At 73.2% G+C, this 22,412-nt stretch carries 20 protein-coding genes; 9 read left to right on the top strand and 11 right to left on the bottom strand.

Annotated features, from left to right (window positions below):
- Window positions 1-49: 49 nt before the first annotated feature.
- On the bottom strand, window positions 50-919 hold the full coding sequence (locus FH715_RS09875; protein WP_139643198.1) for an AraC family transcriptional regulator: 870 nt from the start codon (window positions 917-919) through the stop codon (window positions 50-52).
- Between the two features lie 87 nt (window positions 920-1,006).
- On the opposite strand from FH715_RS09875, the gene FH715_RS09870 reads away from it, so the two are divergent.
- A complete protein-coding gene (locus FH715_RS09870; protein ID WP_139643197.1) occupies window positions 1,007-1,834 on the top strand; it encodes an NAD(P)H-binding protein in 828 nt (275 codons plus the stop codon).
- Window positions 1,835-1,883: 49 nt separating this feature from the next.
- Here FH715_RS09870 and FH715_RS09865 read toward each other — a convergent pair whose 3' ends face one another.
- Both FH715_RS09865 and FH715_RS09860 read right to left on the bottom strand, forming a co-directional pair.
- Window positions 1,884-3,749 (bottom strand): beta-L-arabinofuranosidase domain-containing protein, encoded by a 1,866-nt coding sequence (locus tag FH715_RS09865; protein ID WP_139643194.1) that lies wholly within the window; start codon window positions 3,747-3,749, stop codon window positions 1,884-1,886.
- A 44-nt stretch (window positions 3,750-3,793) separates the two neighbouring features.
- The gene (locus FH715_RS09860; protein WP_139643166.1) at window positions 3,794-4,870 is read right to left on the bottom strand and encodes a LacI family DNA-binding transcriptional regulator; all 1,077 of its coding nucleotides are present in this window, start codon (window positions 4,868-4,870) and stop codon (window positions 3,794-3,796) included.
- A gap of 214 nt (window positions 4,871-5,084) precedes the next feature.
- Here FH715_RS09860 and FH715_RS09855 point away from each other — a divergent pair, with 214 nt between their 5' ends.
- The 5 genes from FH715_RS09855 to FH715_RS09835 all read left to right on the top strand — a co-directional run bounded on the left by FH715_RS09855 (window position 5,085) and on the right by FH715_RS09835 (window position 10,108).
- Window positions 5,085-6,401, top strand: a complete 1,317-nt coding sequence (locus tag FH715_RS09855; protein ID WP_139643163.1) for an ABC transporter substrate-binding protein — start codon at window positions 5,085-5,087, stop codon at window positions 6,399-6,401.
- Window positions 6,398-7,324 (top strand): carbohydrate ABC transporter permease, encoded by a 927-nt coding sequence (locus tag FH715_RS09850; protein WP_139643160.1) that lies wholly within the window; start codon window positions 6,398-6,400, stop codon window positions 7,322-7,324. The genes FH715_RS09855 and FH715_RS09850 overlap by 4 nt, the downstream gene beginning before the upstream one ends.
- Before the next feature lie 6 nt (window positions 7,325-7,330).
- On the top strand, window positions 7,331-8,221 hold the full coding sequence (locus FH715_RS09845) for a carbohydrate ABC transporter permease (protein WP_139643157.1): 891 nt from the start codon (window positions 7,331-7,333) through the stop codon (window positions 8,219-8,221).
- Between the two features lie 106 nt (window positions 8,222-8,327).
- A complete protein-coding gene (locus tag FH715_RS09840; RefSeq protein WP_246108659.1) occupies window positions 8,328-9,575 on the top strand; it encodes an SLC13 family permease in 1,248 nt (415 codons plus the stop codon).
- A gap of 53 nt (window positions 9,576-9,628) precedes the next feature.
- Window positions 9,629-10,108, top strand: coding sequence for a universal stress protein (locus FH715_RS09835; protein ID WP_139643152.1), 480 nt, complete (start codon window positions 9,629-9,631; stop codon window positions 10,106-10,108).
- Between the two features lie 13 nt (window positions 10,109-10,121).
- Here FH715_RS09835 and FH715_RS09830 read toward each other — a convergent pair whose 3' ends face one another.
- The 3 genes from FH715_RS09830 to FH715_RS09820 form a co-directional block, all read right to left on the bottom strand.
- Entirely contained in the window at window positions 10,122-10,862 is a 741-nt protein-coding gene (locus FH715_RS09830; RefSeq protein ID WP_139643149.1) for a succinate dehydrogenase/fumarate reductase iron-sulfur subunit, read from the bottom strand.
- Window positions 10,859-12,769 (bottom strand): fumarate reductase/succinate dehydrogenase flavoprotein subunit, encoded by a 1,911-nt coding sequence (locus FH715_RS09825; RefSeq protein WP_246108678.1) that lies wholly within the window; start codon window positions 12,767-12,769, stop codon window positions 10,859-10,861. The genes FH715_RS09830 and FH715_RS09825 overlap by 4 nt, the downstream gene beginning before the upstream one ends.
- Window positions 12,770-12,851: 82 nt before the next feature.
- Window positions 12,852-13,583 (bottom strand): succinate dehydrogenase cytochrome b subunit, encoded by a 732-nt coding sequence (locus FH715_RS09820; RefSeq protein ID WP_139643143.1) that lies wholly within the window; start codon window positions 13,581-13,583, stop codon window positions 12,852-12,854.
- Between the two features lie 123 nt (window positions 13,584-13,706).
- Here FH715_RS09820 and FH715_RS09815 point away from each other — a divergent pair, with 123 nt between their 5' ends.
- Window positions 13,707-14,615, top strand: a complete 909-nt coding sequence (locus tag FH715_RS09815) for a LysR family transcriptional regulator (protein WP_139643140.1) — start codon at window positions 13,707-13,709, stop codon at window positions 14,613-14,615.
- A 164-nt stretch (window positions 14,616-14,779) separates the two neighbouring features.
- A complete protein-coding gene (locus FH715_RS09810; RefSeq protein WP_139643136.1) occupies window positions 14,780-15,790 on the top strand; it encodes an LppU/SCO3897 family protein in 1,011 nt (336 codons plus the stop codon).
- Between the two features lie 23 nt (window positions 15,791-15,813).
- On the opposite strand, the gene FH715_RS09805 is transcribed toward FH715_RS09810, so the two are convergent.
- From FH715_RS09805 to FH715_RS09785, 5 genes are all read right to left on the bottom strand, one after another.
- Entirely contained in the window at window positions 15,814-16,440 is a 627-nt protein-coding gene (locus FH715_RS09805) for a hypothetical protein (protein ID WP_139643135.1), read from the bottom strand.
- A 5-nt stretch (window positions 16,441-16,445) separates the two neighbouring features.
- Window positions 16,446-17,381, bottom strand: coding sequence for a carbohydrate ABC transporter permease (locus FH715_RS09800; protein WP_139643130.1), 936 nt, complete (start codon window positions 17,379-17,381; stop codon window positions 16,446-16,448).
- On the bottom strand, window positions 17,378-18,328 hold the full coding sequence (locus tag FH715_RS09795; protein ID WP_139643127.1) for a carbohydrate ABC transporter permease: 951 nt from the start codon (window positions 18,326-18,328) through the stop codon (window positions 17,378-17,380). Before FH715_RS09795 ends, FH715_RS09800 begins: the two co-directional genes overlap by 4 nt.
- A gap of 176 nt (window positions 18,329-18,504) precedes the next feature.
- The gene (locus FH715_RS09790) at window positions 18,505-19,809 is read right to left on the bottom strand and encodes an ABC transporter substrate-binding protein (RefSeq protein WP_139643123.1); all 1,305 of its coding nucleotides are present in this window, start codon (window positions 19,807-19,809) and stop codon (window positions 18,505-18,507) included.
- A gap of 388 nt (window positions 19,810-20,197) precedes the next feature.
- Complete coding sequence (locus FH715_RS09785; RefSeq protein ID WP_139643121.1) at window positions 20,198-21,739, bottom strand: PstS family phosphate ABC transporter substrate-binding protein; 1,542 nt, start codon at window positions 21,737-21,739, stop codon at window positions 20,198-20,200.
- Between the two features lie 162 nt (window positions 21,740-21,901).
- Between FH715_RS09785 and FH715_RS09780 the strand changes: the two genes are divergently transcribed.
- Window positions 21,902-22,412 (top strand): hypothetical protein (locus FH715_RS09780; RefSeq protein ID WP_139643119.1); only part of this gene is annotated, 511 nt, incomplete at its 3' end.

Genomic DNA, 22,412 nt, shown 5'->3' with positions numbered 1-22,412 from the left:
CCCGGTGGTGGGGCGCTCGCGCCGTTCCCCGCGCCCCCTGCTCGGCCGGTCAGGCGCGGGTGGCGCGGTAGGTGCTGGGGCTGGTGCCGTGGACCCGTTTGAAGGCGGTGCTGAAGCCGAACGCGTCGGCGTAGCCCACGCGTTGGGCCACCGAGGCGAGCGGCGCCTTCGACTCGGTCAGCAGCTCGGCGGCGAGCGACATGCGCCACTCGGTGAGATAGGTCAGCGGCGGCTCGCCCACGAGCCGGGTGAACCGGCCCGCCAGGGTCGTCCGCGACACCCCCGCCTCCCGCGCGAGGGCGGCCAGCGTCCACGGGCGTGCCGGCGCGGCGTGCAGCGCGCGCAGCGCGGGGCCCACCACCGGGTCGCCCAGCGCGGGGAGCAGCCCGGGCGTGGCGGCGGCCTCGGGACCGTCGAACCAGCTGCGCAGGGTGCAGACCAGCAGCCAGTCGAAGAGCCGGTCCAGCACGGCCTGTTGCTCCGGTGGGGAGGCCGCGACCTGCGTGTCGAGGAAGTCCATCAGCGGGGCGCAGTCGTCCTCCTCGCCGTCCACCAGCAGCGTCGGCGGCAGCAGGCCGAGCAGCCGCCGTGAGAGCTCGCCGGTCACCCGGTACGTCCCGACCAGCAGCACGGTCGGCTCCCGCCCGCCGGCGGGCCTGCCCCCGCCGGGGTGGTCGGTCAGCCGGCCGCGGCCGGGGCCACGGAGGACCACCGCGTCGTGCGCGCCGAAGCGCCGGGGGCGTGCGCCGTCCTCGCCCGGCGCGCCCTCGACCCAGCCGCCGCCGCGCAGCGGCGCGACCAGCGTCAGACAGCCGGCGCCGCCCTCAAGCGGCAGCGTCCACGGGGGCGACAGCGCGAAGCGCCGGAAGCGGACCTCGTCCGTCCGGACACCGCGGAGCAGCTCGTCGTAGGGGTCCATCGCCGGGGTTCAACGGCCGGACGGCCGCGGATGTTCCGCGTACCGTCGACCATGCCCCCCGCGCGGCGGCGCGCGTTGACTGGGGGCATGACGAACAACGAAGAGATCGTGGTCCTCGGCGGTACCGGCAAGACCGGGCGGCTGGTGACGCGTGCGCTGCGGGACGCGGGCCACCGGGTGCGGCCGGCGTCCCGTTCCGGCGAGGTGCGGTTCGACTGGGCGGACGAGTCGACGTGGCCGGCGGTGCTCCAGGGGGCGCGCGCCCTCTATCTGGTCGCGGGGCCGCCCGGGCGGAACGGGCTTCTCGCCCGGCGGGCGGTGGACGCCGGGGTGCGGCGGCTGGTCGCCCTCTCGGGGCGCGGCATGGAGCACTGCCCGCCCGGCTCGTTCCCGGAGATGGCCGAGGCCGAGCGGGCCGTGCGGGAGTCGGGCGTGGAGTGGGCGATCATCCGGGCCAACAACTTCCACCAGAACTTCTCGCAGGACTACTGGCGCGACCCGCTGCGGGCCGGCCGGCTGGCGTTGCCCACGGCGGGCGTGCCGGAGCCGTTCGTCGACACCCGCGACATCGCGGAGGTCGCCGCCGCGCTGCTGACCGGGGACGGCCTCGACGGGCGGGCCTACGACGTGTCAGGGCCGCGCGCGTTCCCCTTCGGCGAGGCGATCCGGCTGATCGCCGAAGCCTCAGGACGCCGGATCGACTTCGTCGACCTGACCCCGGAGGAGTACGTGGCCGAGCTGAGGGCCGAGGGGATCACGGGGGACGAACTCGCCGAACTCGTCACCACCTTCGAGATGCTGCGCGCCGGCCACCTGGCCGAGCCCTCGGACGACGTGCGCCGCGTGCTGGGGCGCGAGCCGATCGCCTTCGAGGACTTCGTGGCGGAGGAGGCGGCGCGGGGGACGTGGTCCTGATCGGGAACGCCCCCGCGCGCTCCGCGAGGAGCGTGCGGGGGCGCGCGGGTCAGCGGCGGGGCGGGAGGACGGTGGGGAGTTCCGCGAGGCGGAGGCGGGCGCAGCCGTAGGGGACAAGGCGGAGGTCGCCGAGCGGGGAGCCGACGGGGACGGGGCTGTCGGGCGGCACGGCGGCCGAGTTGTCCTCGATGCGCCAGGAGTACACGCGGGCGCCCCGGCCGCGCACCGTGACCGGTGCGGTCGCGGCGGCGAACGGGACCTCGGGGACGGGGGTGCGTCGGATCGGCCAGTTCTCCAGGCCGTCGCCGAGGTAGAGGCCGTGGTTCCACGAGCCGAGCGGCACCACCTCCCACTCGCCGAGCCCGCGCGCGTCCGGCAGCGGGCGCCAGGACTCGGGCACGGCCGCGACCAGCACCAGCGGGCCGAGGCGCAGCCCGAGCGCGCCGCGCTCGCGGCGTTCCTTGCGCAGCCGCATGGGAAGGGTGAGGCGCAGGGTCTCGCCGCCCGACCAGGTGCGGTCCAGGACGGCGTAGCCGTCCGCGCCGGGTGCGAGCGGGTGGGGTTCGCCGTCGACGGTGAGGGTGGCGCTGCCGCGGCACCAGCCGGGGACGCGCAGCCGCAGCGGGAAGCGGACCGGTGCGGAGACCGACACGTCGAGGCGGACGGTCTCCTCGAACGGGTAGTCGGTGGTCTGCTCGACGGTCACCTCGGTCCCGCCGACCCGGGTGCGCACCGTGCTGGGCCCGTAGGCGAACGCCGTCAGCCCGTCGTCGCCGACCGACCGCATCCACAGCGAGGCGACGAACTTGGGCCAGCCCTGGTGCATGTTGGCCAGGCAGCAGCCGAAGTGCGGCTCCAGACCGAAGATGTTGGCGTCGTCCGAGCTGAGCGTCCAGCGGCGCTCGGCGACCGTGGCGGAGATCTGGTTGGCCTGCTGGTGGTACTGGTGGGCGCGCATCTCGGGGTCGAACGCGGCGGGCAGGTGGTTGAACGCGACCAGCTCGGCCAGGTCGCCGAGCGCCCCCTCGCCGAAGGCGAGCGCCGACTGCTCCAGGGTGAAGAGGTACTCCATCACCTGGCAGGTCTCGATGCCGTGGTGCGCCTCTCGGCCGGCCAGCCACTCGTCGCCGGAGAACATGCCGTGCACCTGGCCGTGCCAGCGGTCCAGCGCGGCCAGGCAGGCGGTGAGCCGTGCGTAGCCGCCCTCCCCTCCGCGCCCGGACGCCTCGTCGAGCAGCGCGCGGACGGCCGGGACCTTCAGACCCATGGCGACGTTCGGCCCGTGGGTGCGGTGCTCGAAGACCGTGGCGGGGCCGGTGATCAGCTCGTCGCCGGTGAGGTAGCCGACCCAGTCGGCGTTCTGCTCCAGCAGCAGTTCGGAGAGGGCCAGCCAGCGCGGGTCGGGGTCGCGGGCGTGCAGCCAGAGCGCGGCCAGCACGTTCTCGGTGGCGCGCACCGCGCCCCACTCGGTGAGGGGGCGGCCGGGCAGGTGCGCCAACTGGTAGGTGAAGTAACGGGCGAGAAAGCCGGGAACGCGTGCGTCGCCGGTGGCCTCGGCGTGCTGCACCAGCACCTTGAGGGCGACCATCCGCGGCCACCAGTCGTCGTTGCTCTCCGGGCCGAACTGGCCGTCCGGGCGCTGGCTGGCCAGCATCCACTCGATCCACCTGGCGGCCTTCTCGCGCAGGGCCGCGTCGTCCAGCACGTGCGCCAGCGGGACGAGCCCGTCGAGGTAGTAGGGGCCGCGCTCCCAGTCCTCGCCCGGCCCGCCGAGCCAGCCGGAACCGGGGCCGAGGTCGGGCCATATCTCCTCGACCCGGCCGGTCAGCCCCTCGGCCTGGAGGCGGAGTTGGCGGCGGAGCCAGCCGGCGGGCCGGATCTCGCCGAGGGCGAGCTGCGTGTGACGGGTACCCATGTGCTGATCGATCCCTCTCGTCGGTGCCGAACGGACGCCCGGTGTCAGTCGTCCGCCATGGAGGAGCCGCGCACCACCAGCCGGGGCGGGACCAGCTCCGTGCCGGCGTCGGCGAACCCTCCGCCGGGTTCGGCGGTGATCGCGGCGAGCAGCCGCTCCGCCGCGCGCCGGCCGAGTCCTTCGAGGTCCATGTCCACGGTGGTCAGCGGCGGCCGGCTGGCCTCCCACATGACCTGCCAGTTGTCGTAGCCGGTGACGGCCACCTCGTGCGGCACCCGGACGCCCCGCTCACGCAGCCGGTCGCCGACCGCGCGGGCCAGCTGGTCGGAGGCGCAGACCACGGCGGTCATGGGGGGCCGCGCGGCGGCGTCGCCGTCGCGGCGGAGCAGCAGGTCGACGGCCTGCCGCCCCCAGGGCTCGCTCCACTCGCCCAGCAGCGGCTCGCCGACCAGCTCCATCCCGGCCTCGGCCAGCGACGCGCGCAGCGAGGCGAGCCGCACCCGGGAGGTGCGGTGCTCGGGACGGCCGCCGACATGCGCGACCCGGCGGTGGCCGAGGGTCCGCAGATGGTCGACGACCAGCCGCATCCCGGCCGCGTCGTCGGGGACCACCGACATGTCGTCGGGGTCGGTCGAGGGCGCCAACGCGTAGACCACGGGCACCGGTACGGATATCGGCTCCCTCGGGTCGGTCGCCTTGCCGGTGACGATGATGCCGTCCACCCGGCGCGCGACCAGGGTCCGCAGATGGTGCTGCTCCTGCACCGAGCCGCGCCGGGCCGTCGCCACCAGGGTCGAGATCTCGCCGACGCTGAGGGCGTTCTCCGCGCCGAGCATCACGGGCAGGCTGAAGCGGCCCACGTTGTCCGTGGAGAGCAGGCCCACGATGAACGTGCGGCGCATCGACAGGGCGCGCGCGCCGGCGTCCGACACGAAGCCGAGCTGTTCGGCGGCGGCCCGCACCCGCTCGCGGGTCGCCTCGCGCAGCGAACCCGAGCCGTTGAGCGCCTTCGACACCGTGCTGGGGGAGACGCCGGCGGCGCGGGCCACGTCGGTGATCCGCACGGTCCTGACGTCGCGCCCGGCACCGTGTCCGGCACCACGGCTGGCGTCGCGCTTCATGATTCCTCCGAGTTTCCGCCCGTTCCCACGCACCGTAGCAGTGGCGGAACGGGAGCTGTCCAGGGTGCCTGACGTCTCTATTTTCCCCTGCTTACAGAGGGTTGACGCGCTCGGGGGTGCCTTTCTAGGGTCCCGGACATCGGTTTCCTTCGTTTCCGAAAACCGCCGACGGAATGGCCGGAAGACGAGTCCGGGAACGGGAGATGGGGCGACGATGGGACTCAGCAGAGGGCAGTTCCTCCGACTCATGGGGGCCGGCGCCGCCGGGGCGCTGCTCGGCGGCTGCGCCAGCTCGCCGCCGCCGATCGACGTCACCGCGCCGGAGTTCGCCGACACCGAACCCTCCGGCACCGTCCGGCTCTGGTGCCGGGGCGGGCTCCAACCCACCACCCAGCGGCTCGTCGACCGCTTCCACGCCGCCCAGGACCGGGTCCGCGTCGACCTCACCCCGGTGCCCGACGGCCAGTACGTCACCAAGCTCGCCACCGCCATCCGCGGCGGCCGGGTGCCCGACCTGGTGGACATCGACGACATCAACTCGGCGCTCTTCGTGCACCGCGGCGTCTTCGCCGACCTCACCCCGCTGATCGACGCGCTGCCCTACCGCGACCGGCTCAGCCCCGGCCATCTCGCGCTCAGCGCCCGCGACGGCCGCTCGTTCGGCGCCCCCTCGCTCGCCGACAACTCCACGCTCTGGTGCAACGCCGCGCTCTTCGCACGGGCCGGTGTCGACGTCGACGAGACCACCGGCTCCTTCGAGGGCTATCTGGAGGCGGCGCGCGCCGTCGCGGGGCTCGGCGACGACACCCACGGCTGGTTCTTCCCCGGCAACGCCGCCGGCGCCCTCGCCTTCACCGTCCAGCCGCACGTCTGGGCCGGCGGCGCCGACCTGATCACCGGCGAGGTCGGCGCCCAGCGCGCCCACGTCCTGGGCAACGAACCGCTGCGCGCCACCCTGGAGTTCCTGCGCACCCTGTGGACCGAGGGGCTGACCCCGCCGGCGGTCGACTCCGACGACGGCTCCCGCTGGGCCTCCCAGTTCCAGGCCGGCCGCGTCGGGATGATGCCCTGCGGCTTCGGCATCGTCACCGCCGACGCCAGCGAGGAACTCCTCGCCGAGTGCGAGGTGCGGCTGCTGGCCGGGCCCGAGGGCGGCCGTTCGTTCTTCGACGGCGGCACCAACCTCTGCCTGCCCAACGGCTCCGACAACCCGGTCGGCGCATGGGAGTTCGTCACGTTCTGCCTGGAGCTGGAGCAGCAGACCTCGCTGCCGGAGACCGGCTACATCCCGGTCCGCGCCGACGCCGCGACCGACGCGTTCCGCGCGAGGTGGCCGCTGGCCGCGCCCCCGCTGCTGGAACTCGACGCCGGCCACGCCCCGCTCTCCCTCGCCTACGCCCGCATCTACAACCAGAACGACGGCCCCTGGCTCGCCATGATCCGCGAGGCGGTCTTCGGCGACGGCGTGGAGCGCGCCCTGCGGGCGGCCCAGCCCCGCTTCGACGAGATCCTGCGACAGGGGGACGCGTGACCACCACCGACACCGCCACCGACGCCGGGAGCCGGCCGCCGCGCGGGCGTGCGGGCTCCCTCACCCACCCGGCGCGCACGGGGCTGGCGCTGGTGCTGCCGGCCGTGCTCTTCGTCGTCGTGTTCGTCTTCACCCCGCTGCTGGTCGCCGTCTACATCTCGCTGACCGACTTCCCGCTGATCGGCGACTACGAGTTCATCGGACTGCGCAACTACGCACTCGCCTGGTCCGACCCGGTCTTCGGCCGATCGATCCTGTACACGCTGCTGTACACGGCGATCGTCACCGGTCCGATCCTGCTGCTGGGCTACGCGCTGGCCGTGCTGGTGCGCTCCCACCGGCGCGGGGCGAAGCTGCTGCGCACCGTCTTCTTCCTGCCGTACATCATCGGCCTCACCACCATCAGCTTCGTGATGCTGCTGGAGGCCCAACCGAACAGCGGCGGCGTCAACGTGCTGCTCAAGGCGCTCGGCCTCACCGACGGCACCACCGCCTGGCTGGCGGACGGGCCGATGGCCACCGGGCTGATCGTGGCGCTGGTCGTCTGGGGCACCTCGGGGCTGACCATGGTGCTGCTGATGTCGGCCATGCAGGGCATCCCGCGCGAGGTCTACGAGTCGGCCGAGCTGGACGGCGCCGGCTGGTGGCGCACCGAACGCGACATCACGCTGCCGATGGTGCGCCGTTCGCTGGTGCTGGCCACGGTGATCTCGGTGATCGGCAGCTTCCTGGCGTTCGGCCAGTTCTACATCCTCACCCAGGGGGGACCCGGCTCGGACACCACCACCGTGGTGATGTCCATCTACCGGCGCGCGTTCATCGACCTCCAACTGGGCGCCTCCGCCGCGATGTCGCTGATCCTCGTGGCGATCATCGCCGTCATCACGGCCACGCAGTTCTGGCTGTTCCGCGAGAGGGACTGAGAGCCCATGACCACCGAGACCCCCCGCCGCGCGACCGCCCCCCGCCGCGCGACCGGCCGCGACACGGAACCCCGGCTGCGGCGCACCCTCTACCTGCTGGGCGGGGGAGGGGCCGCGCTCGTCTTCCTCATGCCGTTGGCCTTCGCGCTGGCCCGCTCGCTCCAGTCGAACGCGGTCATCGTCGAACGCCCCACCCTGGACACCTTCTTCGACTGGTCGGCCGGGAACTTCACCACCCTGCTCGACCAGGGGCAGCTGGCCCGCCCCATCCTCAACAGCCTGCTCGTCTCGCTCGCCACCGCCGCGCTGACGGCGCTGCTGGCCACCCTCGCCGGCTACGGCTTCGCGCGCTTCTCCTTCCGGGGCAGGGGCGGGCTTTTCAGCGTGCTGGTGCTGACCATGATGGTCCCGTTCCAGGCGATCCTCACCCCGCTCTACCTCCAGATGAATACGATGCGGCTGACGGACTCGCTGCTCGGGCTCGTCCTGTTCTACTCGACGGTCAACCTGCCGTTCGGCGTCTTCGTGATGCGCAACGCGTTCGCCGCCGTGCCCGGCGAGTTGGAGGACTCCGCGCACGTGGACGGCGCCGGAACGCTCCGGATGCTGACCTCCGTGCTGCGCCCGCTGGTCACCCCGGGGGCGGCCACGGTGGCGCTCTACGCGTTCCTGGTCTCCTGGACCGAGTTCCTCGGCGCGCTGACCTTCCTCACCGACCAGGACCTGTACACCCTGCCCGTGACGCTGGCCAACCTCCAGCAGGGCACCTACGGTCAGGTCGACTTCGGGCTGCTGGCGGCCGGTGCGGTGATCGCGATGGTGCCGTGCGTGGTGCTCTACGTCGCCCTCCAGCGTTTCTACGTCGCCGGCCTGGCCACCGGGGCCGTCAAGGGGTGAGCGCGCGCGGTGCCCGATAGCATCCGGCGACCGCTCCCCGCCGCCCGGCGGTGGGGAACCGACCGCGCGCCGCCCGGAGGCCAGGCTGAACGTTCCGCTCGTCGAGGTGCTGCCGGTCCTGCTGCTGCTCGTCGTGCTCGCCGGCGCGGTGCTCCGGCCGCGCGGACTGCCGGAGGCGGCCTTCGCCGTCCCGGCCGCCGCGGTGGCGCTCGCCGTCGGCGCGGTCTCCTGGGACGCGGTGGCCGCCGAGGTGCGCCATCTCGCCCCCGTCGTCGGCTTTCTGGCGGCCGTCCTCGTGCTGGCCAAGGGGTGTGAGGACGAGGGTCTCTTCACCGCCTGCGGCCGGTGGATGGCCAGGGGCGCGTCCGGACACCCGCGGCGGCTGCTCGGCCGGGTCTTTCTGACGGCCTCGCTGGTCACCGTCGTGCTGAGCCTGGACGCCACGGTGGTGCTGCTGACCCCCGTCGTCTTCGTGACCGCCTCGGCGGTCGGCGCCAGGCCGCGACCGCACGTCTACGCCTGCACCCATCTGGCCAACACCGCCTCGCTGCTGCTGCCGGTCTCCAACCTGACCAACCTGCTGGCCTTCGCCGCCAGCGGGCTGAGCCTGCCGCGCTTCGCCGCGCTGATGGCGCTGCCCTGGGCGGTGGCGATCGGCGTGGAGTACCTGGTGATGCGGCGGTTCTTCGCCGCGGACCTCGCGGCGGCGGCCCCCGTCCCCGACCCCGAAGCGCCCGCGCCGCCGGTGCCGGTCTTCGCGCTGTGCGTCCTCGGGGGCACGCTGCTCGGCTTCGTGGTGGCCGCCCCGCTCGGCTTCGAGCCGGTGTGGGCGGCGGCGGCCGGCGCCGCCGTGCTCGCCGCGCGCGGGCTGGCCAGGGGCCGCACCACGCCGCTCGCCGTGCTGCGTTCGGCGTCGCCCACCTTCCTGCTCTTCGTGCTGGCGCTCGGGGTGGTGGTCCGCGCGCTGGTCGACCACGGCCTGGCCGACGTCCTGGGCCCGCTGCTGCCCGACGGCGCGGCGCTGGGGGAGCTGCTGGTGCTGGCGGCGCTGGCCGCCGTGCTGGCCAACCTGGTCAACAACCTGCCGGCCGTGCTGGTGCTGCTGCCGCTGGTCGCCCCGCTCGGCCCCGGCGCGGTCCTGGCCGTGCTGCTCGGCGTCAACATCGGCCCCAATCTGACCTACGCCGGCTCCCTGGCCACGCTGCTGTGGCGGCGCGTGGTGCGGGCGCACCGCGAGGAGGTGGGCCTCGGGGAGTTCACCCGGCTCGGCCTGCTGACCGTGGTGCCCGCGCTGACCGCCGCCGTGCTGGCACTGTGGGCCGCGCTCGCGCTGATCGGCGCGCCCACGGCATGAACGCCCACGACGTGAACGCCCCCGCCCCCGCCCCCAACCGAAGGGAGACCCCCGTGTCCGCCGTCGTCTGGCTCGTCGAGGACACCTGGCCCGCGGCCGTGGACGCCGCCCGCGCGCACGCCCCGGCCACCGGCGAGGTCGTGCTGCTGCACGTCACCGACCCCGGGCCGCCGGCCGCCGCGCACGGCGCCTACGCCGGGTTGCTCGGCCGGGGCGACGCCGACCCCGGCGACGCGCTGGAGGAGCTGGCCGAGGGCCACGCCGAGCGGCTGCTCCAGGCCGCCGCCGACCGGCTCGGCCGCCCCTGCCGCACCGCCCGCCTGGCCGGCCGGGTCGAACGGGAGGTGGTGCGGGCGGCCGTCGGCGCCGAGCTGCTGGTGCTGGCCCGCGACGGGGAACGCGACCGGCTCGGCCCGCACAGCCTGGGTCCGGCGGCGCGCTTCGTCGTCGACCACGCCCCCTGCCCGGTGCTGCTGGTCTGGCCGGGGCCGGCGCCCGAGGCGGCGACGCTTCCGCCCCCGCCGCCGGACTGAGGCCGGCCGCCGGTCACGCCTTGCGCAGGGCCCGCAGGTACTCGCGGTTCATGGTGGAGATCGACGCCAGCGGGATGCCCTTGGGGCAGACGGAGGTGCACATCCCGGTGTTGGTGCAGCCGCCGAAGCCCTCGGCGTCCATGGTCTCCACCATGTCCAGCACCCGGCTCTCCCGCTCGGGCGCCCCCTGCGGCAGCGCGTTGAGATGCGCCACCTTCGCCGCGGTGAAGAGCGTCGCCGAGCCGTTGGGGCAGGCCGCGACGCACGCGCCGCAGCCGATGCACTCGGCGTTCTCGAACGCGGCGTCGGCCGTCGCCTTCGCCACCGGGGTGGCGTGCGCCTCCGGCGCCGAGCCGGTCGGCGCGGTGATGTAGCCGCCGGAGCCGATCACCCGGTCGAACGCGGAACGGTCCACCACCAGGTCCTTGACCACGGGGAACGCCGCCGCCCTCCACGGCTCGACGTCCACCGTCGCGCCGTCGTCGAAGTGCCGCATGTGCAGCTGGCAGGTGGTGGTGCGGTCCGGGCCGTGCGGTTCGCCGTTGATCACCATCCCGCAGGCGCCGCAGATGCCCTCCCGGCAGTCGTGATCGAACGCGACCGGCTCCTCGCCGTTCTCGATCAACTTCTCGTTGAGGGTGTCCAGCATCTCCAGAAAGGACATCTCCGGGGTGACGTCGTCCAGCTCGTAGGTCCGCATCCCGCCCCGGTCCTCGGGGCCCGACTGGCGCCAGATGCGCAGGGTGATCTTCACGCGTAACTCCGCTGGGTGGGGTGGACGTGGGAGAACTCCAGGGCCTCCCGGTGCAGTACGGGCGCGCTGCCGGGCCCGGTGAACTCCCACGCCGCCGCGTAGGTGAACTCCCCGTCCCTGCGCGCCGCCTCGCCGTCCGGGGTCTGGCTCTCCTCCCGGAAGTGGCCGCCGCAGGACTCCGCGCGGTGCAGTGCGTCCAGGCACATCAGCTCCGCCAGCTCCAGGTAGTCGGCGACCCGGTTGGCCTTCTCCAGCGACTGGTTGAGCGACTTCCCGCCGCCCGGCACCCGCACCCGCCGCCAGAACTCGGCGCGCAGCTCCGGGATCCGCTCCAGCGCCTTGCGCAGCCCCGTCTCCGAACGCGACATCCCGCAGGTGTCCCACAGCAGCTCGCCCAGCTCGCGGTGGAAGGACTCGGGGGAGCGGTCGCCGTTGTTGGAGAGCAGCAGATACAGCCGGTCCGTCACCTCGGACACCGCGTCGGTGACCGCCGGGTGGTCGCGCGGAACCTCGTCGTGCGGGTGGCGCGCGAGGAAGTCGGCGAGCGTCGCCGGCAGCACGAAGTAGCCGTCCGCCAGGCCCTGCATCAGCGCGGAGGCGCCCAGCCGGTTGGCGCCGTGGTCGGAGAAGTTGGCCTCCCCGATGGCGAAGAGCCCCGGGATCGTCGTCGCCAGGTCGTAGTCGACCCACAGCCCGCCCATCGTGTAGTGGATGGCCGGATAGATACGCATCGGCACCCGGTACGGGTCCTCGTCGGTGATCCGCTGGTACATCTCGAAGAGGTTCCCGTACCGCGCCTCGACCGTCTCCCGGCCCAGCCGGGCCAGCGCGTCGGCGAAGTCCAGATAGACGCCCTGCCCGCCGGGGCCCACGCCGCGCCCCTCGTCGCAGACGTTCTTCGCGGCGCGGGAGGCGATGTCGCGCGGCACCAGGTTCCCGAAGGAGGGGTACATCCGCTCCAGGTAGTAGTCCCGCTCGTCCTCCGGGATGTCGGCCGGCGCGCGGGTGTCGCCGGCCTGGCTGGGCACCCAGATCCGGCCGTCGTTGCGCAGCGACTCGCTCATCAGCGTCAGCTTCGACTGGTGGTCCCCTGAGCGCGGCACGCAGGTCGGGTGGATCTGGGTGAAGCACGGGTTGGCGAAGAGCGCGCCGCGCCGGTGGGCCCGCCAGATCGCGGTGGCGTTGGAGTTCTTGGCGTTGGTGGAGAGGTGGAAGACGTTGCCGTAGCCGCCGGTGGCCAGCACCACCGCGTCCGCGAGATGGGTGTCGATCCGGCCGGTGACCAGGTCCCTGGCCACGATGCCGCGCGCCCGGCCGTCCACCACGATCAGGTCCAGCATCTCGGTGCGCGGACGCATCTCGACCGAGCCGGCGGCGATGCCGCGCGAGAGCGCCTGGTAGGCGCCGAGCAGCAGCTGCTGCCCCGTCTGCCCCCTGGCGTAGAACGTCCGCGACACCTGGACCCCGCCGAACGAGCGGGTGTCCAGCAGCCCGCCGTACTCCCGGGCGAACGGCACGCCCTGCGCCACGCACTGGTCGATGATCTCCACCGACACCTCGGCCAGCCGGTGCACGTTGGACTCGCGCGCCCGGAAGTCGCCGCCCTTGACGGTGTCGTAGAACAGCCGGCGCACCGAGTCGCCGTCGTTGCGGTAGTTCTTGGCCGCGTTGATCCCGCCCTGCGCGGCGATCGAGTGCGCGCGGCGCGGCGAGTCCTGGTAGCAGAACTGGAGGACGCGGTAGCCCTGTTCGGCCAGGGTGGCGCCGGCGGCCCCGCCCGCGAGGCCGGTGCCGACGACGATCACGGTGTGGGCGCGGCGGTTGGCCGGGTTGACCAGCTTCGCCTCGAAGCGCCGGCGCGCCCAGCGCTCCTCGATCGGCCCCTCCGGCGCCTTGGCGTCGACCACGGGCGCGCCGACCCGGTAGTCGGTGTAGGCGGGGGATGCGTCCGCGGGGGGTGTGTCCGCGGGGGGTGTTCCGTTCACCGTCTCACTCCACGATTCCGGTGGTCACGCCGATGGGCACGGCGAGGAAGCCGAGCGTCAGCACGAGCGCCAGCGCGTCGGCCGTCAGCCGCAGCGCGCGGTCCCGGCCGACGGAGCCGGCGCCGAGGGTCTGGGCGGCGCTGAAGAAGCCGTGCCTGACATGGAGGCCGACGGCCACCATCGCGACGCCGTAGATCGCGTTGCCGTACCAGGTGCTGAACGTGGCGACGACGTTCTCGTACGGGCGGCCCGCCTCGCCGTTGGGGTTCACATGGCCGGTGGTCAGGTCCAGCAGGTGCCAGACGACGAACAGCGCGAGGATCACGCCGCCCCAGCGCATCGTGCGGGTCGCGTAGCTGGTGCGCGCCAGCCGGTGCCGGTAACCGACCGGGCGGGCGGCGATGTCACGGCGGGTCAGCTGGTAGGCGGCCACCCCGTGGGCGACGACGGCGGCCAGCAGCCCGACCCGCGCCAGCCACAGGAACCACTCGTGGTGCAGCACCGGTTCGCCGACGGTGCGCAGCCAGTGGGCGTAGCCGTTCATGTCGTCGGGGCCGAAGAACACCTTGAGGTTCCCCAGCATGTGGAAGACCAGGTACAGCAGCATCAGCGCGCCGCTGACGGCCATCACGGTCTTCTTGCCGACGGTGGAACGCCAGAGCCGGACCAGGGTCGGCGGGGGACGTTCGGGCCGTTCGCCGCGTTCGGTGCGCCGGGTGCGCGTCGCCAGTGCCATGACACACGACGGTAGGGAGCGGCCACCGCATCGGTCCAAGACATAGATCGAGTGATTTCGATAGGCAATGGCTATTCTGGAATGAACCGCTGGTGACCGGGGTGAGAGACAGGAGGCGGGCGGGTGCAGCTGCAACAGCTCAGGTACTTCACGGCGGTGGCCGAGACCCGGCACTTCACCCGCGCCGCGCGGCGCGAGCATGTCTCCCAGCCGTCCCTCTCCCAGCAGATCCGCGCGCTGGAGCGGGATCTGGGCGCCGAGCTGTTCCACAGGGCGCGCGGCCACATCTCGCTGACCGACGCGGGCGCGGCGCTGCTCCCGCTGGCCCGCCGCATCCTCGCCGACACCGAGACCGCGCGGCGCGAGGTGCAGGAGGTCGCCCAGCTGCGGCGCGGCCGGGTGCGGCTGGGCGCGCCGCCGAGCCTGTGCGCCAGCCTGGTGCCGGACGTGCTGCGCGAGTTCCGCGACCGCTACCCCGGCATCGAGCTGCTGGTCCACGAGGACGGCTCGCAGGACCTGGTCCGCGCGCTCGCCTCGGGCGAGCTGGACCTCGCGCTGGTGATCACCCCGCTGACCGGGCAGGCGCCGGCGCTGGCGACGGAGGAGCTGTCGCGCGAGGAGCTGGTGGTGATCTCGCCGCCGGTCGAGGCGCCGCCGGTCGAGGGCGAACGGCCGCTGCCCGCCGGTCCGATCGCGATCGAGGAGCTGCGGGACCGGCCGCTGGTAATGTTCCGCCACGGGTACGACCTGCGGGAGCTGACGCTGGCCGCCTGCCAGGCGGCGGGCTTCGACCCGCGCTTCGGAGTGGCGGGCGGCGAGATGGACGCGGTGCTCAGCTTCGTCCGCGCCGGGCTCGGCATCGCGGTGGTCCCCCGCACGGTCGCCGAACGGTCGGGGCTGCGCACGACCCGCTTCGTCCCACCCGGCCTCAACCGGACGATCTCCCTGGCCCACCGCGGCGACGTCTCACCCCCGAGGGCGGCCCGCGAACTCCGCCGCATCATCCTCACCCACAGCGGGGACCTTCTGTAGCGGACGCCCGCCCGCGGCCCGCGCCCGCGTCCTTCGCGGCATGGCGTCCCCGGGGCGGCCCCTCTCCCGTAACGGCCCGAGCGCTCCCGGGCCCGGGAACCGGCGAGCCCGCGGGCGGCGTGGTTCCGGGCGGGGGTTCACGGTGTGCCGAGGAGGGATTGCCCGTGAGTGACGGCGACGGTGGGGGCGGCTTCGGCGGGGACGACGGCGACTGGCTCGGCGACGGAGGGGGGCGGAGCCGGTTCACGGGGGGAGGCGGGGGAGGAGCGGGAGACGGCCACGGGGGCGGGCGGGCAACGGGGGGCCGGGACAGGGGCTCCGGCTGCGGCCTCGCCCTCCTCCTGCTGGTCGCGCTGGCCCTGTTCGCGGCCTTCGCCGAGAACGACGAGCGGGGACCGGGCGGCTCGGCCTCGCCTTCTCCGCCTCCCGCCGACTCCGGGGCGGGATGGGACGAGCCGGCCGAGGACCACGACGCCCAGCCCCAGCCGGAGCCCCACCCCGTCGAGGACGCGTCGGCGGGCGACTGCTTCGCCAACGCGGGAACGCCGGACGACGCCGACCTGGAGCCCGTGACCTGCGGTGACGGCGTGTTCGAGGTGAGGGAGGTCATCCCGGCCCACGCCGACTGCCTGGACTACACGGACGCCGAGACCGTGGACTGGACCGTGGCCTACCCCTCACTCGACGTCAGGTTATGCCTCGCCTACCGGCACAGCGGGGGGAGCGCGTACCACGCCGGGGCGGGCGGCTGCGTCTACGGCGGTCAGACCGACGACGCGCCGTGGGAAGAGACCCCCTGCCAGACGGGCAACTTCACGGTCGTCGACCGCTTCGACGGCGAGAGTTCCTGGGACGACTGCGACCGTTCCGCCCCCGGGCACCACGGTCGGTCCTTCTCGGTCTCCGGTTGGGACACGTTGGACGTCCGGCTGTGCCTGCGGATGAACTACCCGGACGACGCGGGCCTCGCGGCCGTCGACAACTGCCTGCTGATGACGGGCCCTGAGAACGCGCCCACGTTCTCCTTCACCGGTTGCGGCCAGGCCAACGTCTATGTCACCGGCCGTGCCGACGGCGGTCCCGGCGGCGACTTCTGCGGCGACTACGGGGCGACGACCTGGCGGCACGAGCACTTCCCCGAGCTGGGGTACACGGTCTGCTGGCAGTGGCTGTGAACGGGCGCGACGCGCGGCAACCCTCAGCCCTCGCCGCGGGCCGCGGCCCTCGTCTCCACGCCCAGCGACGCCAGCGCAAGCAGCCCGCCCGCCAGCAGCAGCAGCGGCGGCAGCATCCACACGAACGTGCCGCACAGCAGCACCCCGGCCGCCAGCAGCGCGGAGCCGCCCGGGTCGCGCGGCGCCTCCTCGGCGGACAGCCGCAGCAGCGCGGCCCCCCGTTCCGCGCCGGGGCGCCACCGGGCCGCGACCCGCAGCAGCAGCACCGCCCACGCCAGCAGCAGCGCCCAGGTCAGCACCCGCAGTCCGCCGGCGCCCGGCACCAGCCCGGCCTGCGCCAGCGACACGTTCCACAGCAGGACCAGCGCGGCCCCCAGCGCCGCGAGCGACAGCCGCCACAGCTCACCCCACGCGGTGGCGAAGTCCCGCAGCAGATCCGCCATCCGCACGCTGTGCCCGGTCAGCTGCCGCCGCAGATGGGCGACCCCGGCGGCGAGCGCCGGCAGCAGCGTCACCAGCGGAACGGCCAGCACCGCGACCACCGCGCCGACGATCACCACCTCGCCGAAGAGCGCGAGCCCGCCGGCCCGTTCCCGTCGTTCGCCGGACCGTTCCGACCGCCCCCGCCCGCAGGGCCCCGCCGCCGCCATCCGCCTCAGCCCTTCAGACCCTGGGTCGCGACACCTTCGACGATGTACCGCTGGAACAGCACGAAGAAGATCAGCACCGGCACCAGCGCCAGCACCGCCGCCGCCATCTGCGCGCCGTAGTCCGACGTCGTCGTCTGGTCCGTGTACTGCCGCAGCATCAGCGGCAGCGGATAGGAGTCGGGCGACCGCAGGTAGATCAACGGCGCCAGGAAGTCGTTCCAGCTCCAGATGAACGCGAAGATCGACGCCGTCGCCAGCACCGGCCGCATCAGCGGCAGCACGATCGAGACGAAGATCCGCGGATGCCCCGCGCCGTCGATCCGCGCCGACTCGTCCAGTTCACGCGGCAGGTTCCGCATGAACTGCACCATCAGGAAGACGAAGAACGCGTCGGTCGCCAGGAACTTCCCGACCAGCAGCGGCAGATAGGAGTCCGTCCAGCCGATCTCGTTGAACATGATGAACTGCGGGATGATCACCACATGGAACGGGAGCAGCAGCGTCCCGATCATCAGCGCGAAGAAGACGCTCCGCCCGGGGAAGTCGATCCGCGCGAAGGCGTAGGCGGAGACCGAGCAGGACAGGCAGACGCCGATCACCGAGGCGGCGGCCAGGAAGAGCGAGTTCCCGAAGAAGGTCCAGAACGAGATCCCGCCGATGCCCTCGAACGCCTTGCGGAAGTTGTCCAGGGTGGTCTGGTCGGGGATCAGCCCCGTCTGGCCGATGATCTCGCTGCTCGGCCGGAACGCGGAGAGCACCATCCACACGCCCGGGTAGAGCACCACCACCGCCAGCGCCCACGCCGCGAGGTGGAAGCCGAGCGTGCGCCCGCGCCTGCGGCCCGCCGCGCGCCGTGCGAGCGCGCCGCGCGCCGGTTCCCGCGCCGGCTCGGGGTTCCCGTGTGGCTCCGGTCGCGGTTCCGTCTGAAGTGGAGTGCTCATCGGCCGTCTCCCGAGTAGTGGACCCAGTACCTGGAGGTCCTGAAGAACACCAGGGTGATGATCCCGACCACGATCACCAGCAGCCAGGCCATCGCCGCGGCGTAGCCGAGCTGCCCCTGGCCGAAGCCGCGCTGGTACAGGTAGAGGGTGTAGAAGAGCGTGGAGTTGGCGGGACCGCCCTGGCCGCCCGAGATGATGAACGCCGAGGCGAAGATCTGGAACGAGTTGATCGTCTCCAGCACCAGGTTGAAGAAGAGCACCGGCGAGAGCATCGGCAGCGTGATCCGGAAGAACCGCCGCGCCGGCCCGGCGCCGTCCACCTGCGCCGCCTCGTACAGCTCGTGGGGGATCTGCTTGAGCCCGGCGAGGAAGATCACCATCGGCGCGCCGAACTGCCAGACCGCCAGCAGGATCATCATCGGCAGCGTCAGGTCCGGGTTGCCCACCCAGCCGCCGCCCGACATCCCGAAGAACCGGCCGATGTCGTCGACGATGCCCTGGTCGTTGAACATCGCCTTCCAGACGATGGCCACGGAGACGCTCGCCCCGATCAGCGACGGCGCGTAGAAGAGCGAGCGGTAGGTGCCCTGCCCGCGGCGCCGCGAGTTGAGCAGCATCGCCACGCCCAGCGCGGCGGCCAGCTTGATGGGCGTGCCCACCACGGCGTAGGTCGCCGTCACCTCGACGGAGTCCAGGAAGCGCGGGTCGTCGAGGAGCCGGTCGAAGTTGTCGAGCCCGATCCAACTGCCGCCCCTGATCGGGTGGTAGTCGGTGAAGGCGAGATAGGCCGAGGCGATCATCGGCCCGGCCGTCAGGGCGAGGAAGCCGAGGAGCCAGGGCGCGAGGAAGGCGTAACCGGCCCGCGTCTCGGCGGTGCGCCGCCGGGAACGGGGCGGTCCTGGCCGGCGCTTGGGCGCGGCCCTGGACGCCTGCGGGGACAGCGACATGGGCGTTTTCCGTTCGGGGGGGTTCGGCGGGGGAGGTCCGGCTGGGGGAGGGGCGCGTGCCCCGGCGCGCGAAGGGAGCGCGCGCGACGGGGGCGCGTGCCAGGGGGACGCCCGCGCGGGCGGCCGGGCCGGTGGGGGCGCCGGGGCCGGCCGCCCGCGGGGCGGTCAGTGGCCGGTCAGTAGGTGATCAGCAGGTTCCGCGCCTCGGAGAACCAGCGCTCGACGAAGTCGTCGACGCTCATGTCCCCGTAGCCGAACTCGTTCCCCAGCACGTGCACGTACTCCTGCTCGACCGCGCCGAAGCCCTCCGGGTGGAACGGGGCCGACTCGGTGACATACCCCTCGTCCCGCACCCGCTGCTCGTACTCGACGACCCGCTCGTCGGGGCTGCCGGGCTCGACCTGGAGCGAGTCGAGGCGCTCCCGCGCGGCCGGGATGCCCAGCTCGGTGCCGATGATCTCGCCGGCCTCGGGCGAGTTGATCAGGAAGTCGATCAGCTTCGCCGACTCCTCGGGGTGCGCGCTGTTCGCCCCGACCGCCAGCTGCATGGTCGGCTTCAGGAACAGGTGCTTCTCGCCGTCGGGCCCCGAAGGCGGCGGCATCAGCTGGAGGTTGTCGCTGCCCGCGTCCTGGGACGCCTGGCTGAGCATGTTGTCCCAGTTGAACTCGACGGGGGTCTCCGCCGAGGTGAAGCCGCTCTTCGGCAGCAGCTGCTCGGTGCGGGCCGTGGGGAAGGTGAGGTTCTCCGGCTCCCGCAGCCCGTCGGCCGAGCCGATGAACTCCCGCATGTCGTCCTCGGAGAAGTTCATCTCGCCGTTCTCCGCGAACGGCTCGACCCCCTGCTGCACCAGGTGGATCATGAACAGCCACCAGATCATCGTGTAGTCGTTGGGCCCGTGGACCCGCGGGTCCGCCCCGGCGCCGGCCTCGCCGGTGGCCCTCATGAACTCCCGGTACTCGTCCCAGTCGTAGTCCCACTCGGGCAGCTCGACGCCCAACTCCTCGATCAGGTCCGGGTTGTAGAAGAGCGCGAAGGTGTTGGTGCCGGTGGGCACGGCGACCAGCTGCTCGTTGGCCCGCCCGGAGGCCAGCAGCTCCTCCTCGATGCCGGAGGTGTCCAACACGTCGCCCTCGAACTCGCCGAGGTCGTGGAGGAGCCCGCCGTTGCCGTACTCCAGCAGGCGGGAGAGGTCCATCTGCATCACGTCGGGCAGCTCGCCCGAGGTGCCGTCGGTGCTGCGCTGGGTCCAGTAGTCGTTGAACTCGGCGAAGCTGGTCTGCACGGTGATGTCGGGGTTCTGCTCCTCGAAGAGGTCGACGGCCTCCTGGTAGCGGTCGGCCCGCCCCTCGGTGCCCCACCAGGTGAACCGGAGCGTCACCTTTCCGTCGCCGCTCCCGCCGTCGCCGCCGCAGGCGGTCAGCGTCAGCGCGCCGGCCAGGGCCACGGCGAGCCCTCTCAGCGCGGTCTTCGTGTTGGGCATCGAAGAGCCTCCTTGCTCGGTGAACAAAACGGGAACGGCCCGCCGTGAATCGATTCATTTAACGGCCGGAGAACGGCACGGCTGAGCGATGGGAAGAGGGGCCCCAGCACCCGCCCCCCTGGGTGATCGGCGAGCGCTCGGGTCCCCGGAGTCTGACAACGCCAACTTGTCCCCGTCAAGGGGTGTGCAGGGCCCCATGGCGCTCCGCCCGCCGCGTCGCGCGCCGCTCGTCCGCAGTACCGAACGAGGCGCGCCACAGGTCGCGTCCGAGCCCGCTCGAATGGCGTGAAACGCTTCATTGAACGCCCTCCACCCGGGGTATTCCGCGACCCCGCGCCCGTCCGGCCGTGGCGCGGGGCCGCGGAGGGGCGGGGCGCGGCAGGCGCCCCTACTCCCCGGACGCCGGACGGCAGAGGACCGGGTTCCGCAGCTCCGTGCAGGGGCGGTGGCCCTGGGCGCGGATGAGGTCGCGGCCGACGTCCTTGGTGAGGTAGCGCAGAAAGCTCGCGGCCAGCGAATCCGCGTCCAACTCGCCATAGGTATAGGCGAGTTCGGTTTCCCAGAACGGGTAGGCCCCGTGGTCGGCGGTCTCGGTCGACGCCTCGTGCCCGGAGAGCCGGAGCCGGGGCAGCTCCTCGCGGTTCAGGGCGGCGCCCAGCTCGGCGTAGCCGATCGCGCCGGGGGTCTCCGTGACCGCGTCCAACACCTCGGGCGTCGAGCGGCGTTCGCAGCGGGTCACCGGGGCGCCGGGGTCGCGGTCGCGGCAGTTGTCCGAGGTGCTGCCCGGCTCGCGGTCGCCGGCGAGTACCTGGTGCTGGAGGACCCGCCGGGTGCCGGAACCGTCGTCCCTGCCGACCACCCGGATCGGCATGTCCTCGCCGCCCAGCTGGGACCAGTTGGTGTACGTGCCGTCGAAGACGGAGCGCAGCTGCTCGGGCGTCAGATCCAGGACGCCGGCCTCCTCGTTGACCACCAGGGTGAAGAGGGAGAGGGCGACGGGGCGCGGCAGCAGCAGCGGGTGGTCCTCCGGCTTGGGGCCGTCGGAGAAGGCCAGCATCGGGGGTCTGCCCCGCTCGTGGTCGCGACCGGCGCTCTCCAGCTCGGTCAGTCCGTCGCTGCTGCCCCGGGTCTCGACCGCGATCGTCGCGTCGGGGCAGGTCCTCTCGTACATCTCCGCCGCGTCTTCGAGCACCGGCTCGAACGCCGTGGATCCCGTCAGGGTCAGCCTGCCGGAGGCGCAGTCGAGCGGCGCGTTCTCGTCGTTGAGCGAGATGAGTAACTGCGTGACGATGATGGTCACCAGGAAGCAGACCAGCGCGATGGCCGGGACCGAGGTGCCGGTGCGGCTGCGGGTCTCCGGTATGTCGCCCGAGCCGACGCCGCCCTTGATCCCGCCGATCACCTTGGGAGGGGCGAACGCGGCGCCGGCCGCCCGGTTCTCGCCCGGCTCGCGCTCCAGCGTGGCCAACACCTTGTAGTGCGTGCCCCGGTTCATCGGCACCCGGGGCAACTGGATGACGCCGTCCCTGACATGCAGCCCCGAGTCGCCCTCGAACGAGGGCCGCAGATAGTCGTGGCTCAGCTCGGTGACGACGAGCCCCGCCACCCTCCGGCCGGGGAAGACGACGCGGATGCCGACCCGGTCGTCGTCGAGGACCGCGTAGTCGGTCTCGTCGATGTGGGTGGCGCCGTTGTTCTCGAAGCGCAGCAGCACGAAGGACGGGTCGACCAGCGGGTCGCCGTCGTCGCGTTCCAGCCGTTGGAGCGAGCCGGCGTACGCCGAGTGCACCTCGTCACTGGCGATGGTGTCCATCTGGACCCGGTAGCCGAGGCGCTTGCGGCCGACGAAGACGAACTCGTAGAGCGCGGCGAAGATGGGGACCACCACACCGAGAACGGTGAGGAAGACGTCCCACCGAAGGATGTCCACCCGGCAAACGTATGACCTAGGTTGACGGGGCGTGGGCAAGGTGGTCCAGCCGTCGACGGCTGTTCATCCGGGCGTCAACGAGGCGCCCGCGCCCGCGTGGGACGCGGGGCGCGAGTGGCGCGCCGAGTGCGCCGCGTCGTGTCTCGTCGAACGGAGAGAAAGATGCGACTGAGGAACGGGCGAACTCCCCTGCTGGCGGCTGCCGTCGCCGCCCTGCTGCTGGGGGCGGGCGCCCCGCCGGCGGCCGGCGCGACCGTCGACGGCGCGGAGGCCGGAGGCTGGGAGCCCGCGCCGTCCGCGCCGTGGGAGATGCCGGCGGGGGAGCGCTGCGACGCGCCGGTGACCGGGGTGCCGGTGGTGGACGAGGTCGAACGGCTGGTGCTGTCGACCCACGCGGACGGCACGCCCGCCGCCGTGGTCTACCGGGGTCCGCTGGTGGTGCGCGTCACCCATGCCGAGACCGGCGCCGCCCACGACACGGACATCGGCGGCACCGCGCTGGTGCGCTACGGCACGGACGGCTCGGAGCACTGGTCCGTCGCCGGCCCCGTGCTGGTCGGCGTCGCGGAGAACGGCGGCAACCTGGGCCGCGGCCTCTACACCGTCGACGGCCTGTTCACCCTGGAGATCGACCCCGACGGCTATCGCACCGTCACGCGGGTCGCGGGCGGGG

This window comes from Streptomyces sedi, from assembly GCF_006335015.1.
Taxonomy (GTDB): domain Bacteria; phylum Actinomycetota; class Actinomycetes; order Streptomycetales; family Streptomycetaceae; genus Streptomyces; species Streptomyces sedi.
This window is presented reverse-complemented; position numbering and strand designations above follow the sequence as displayed.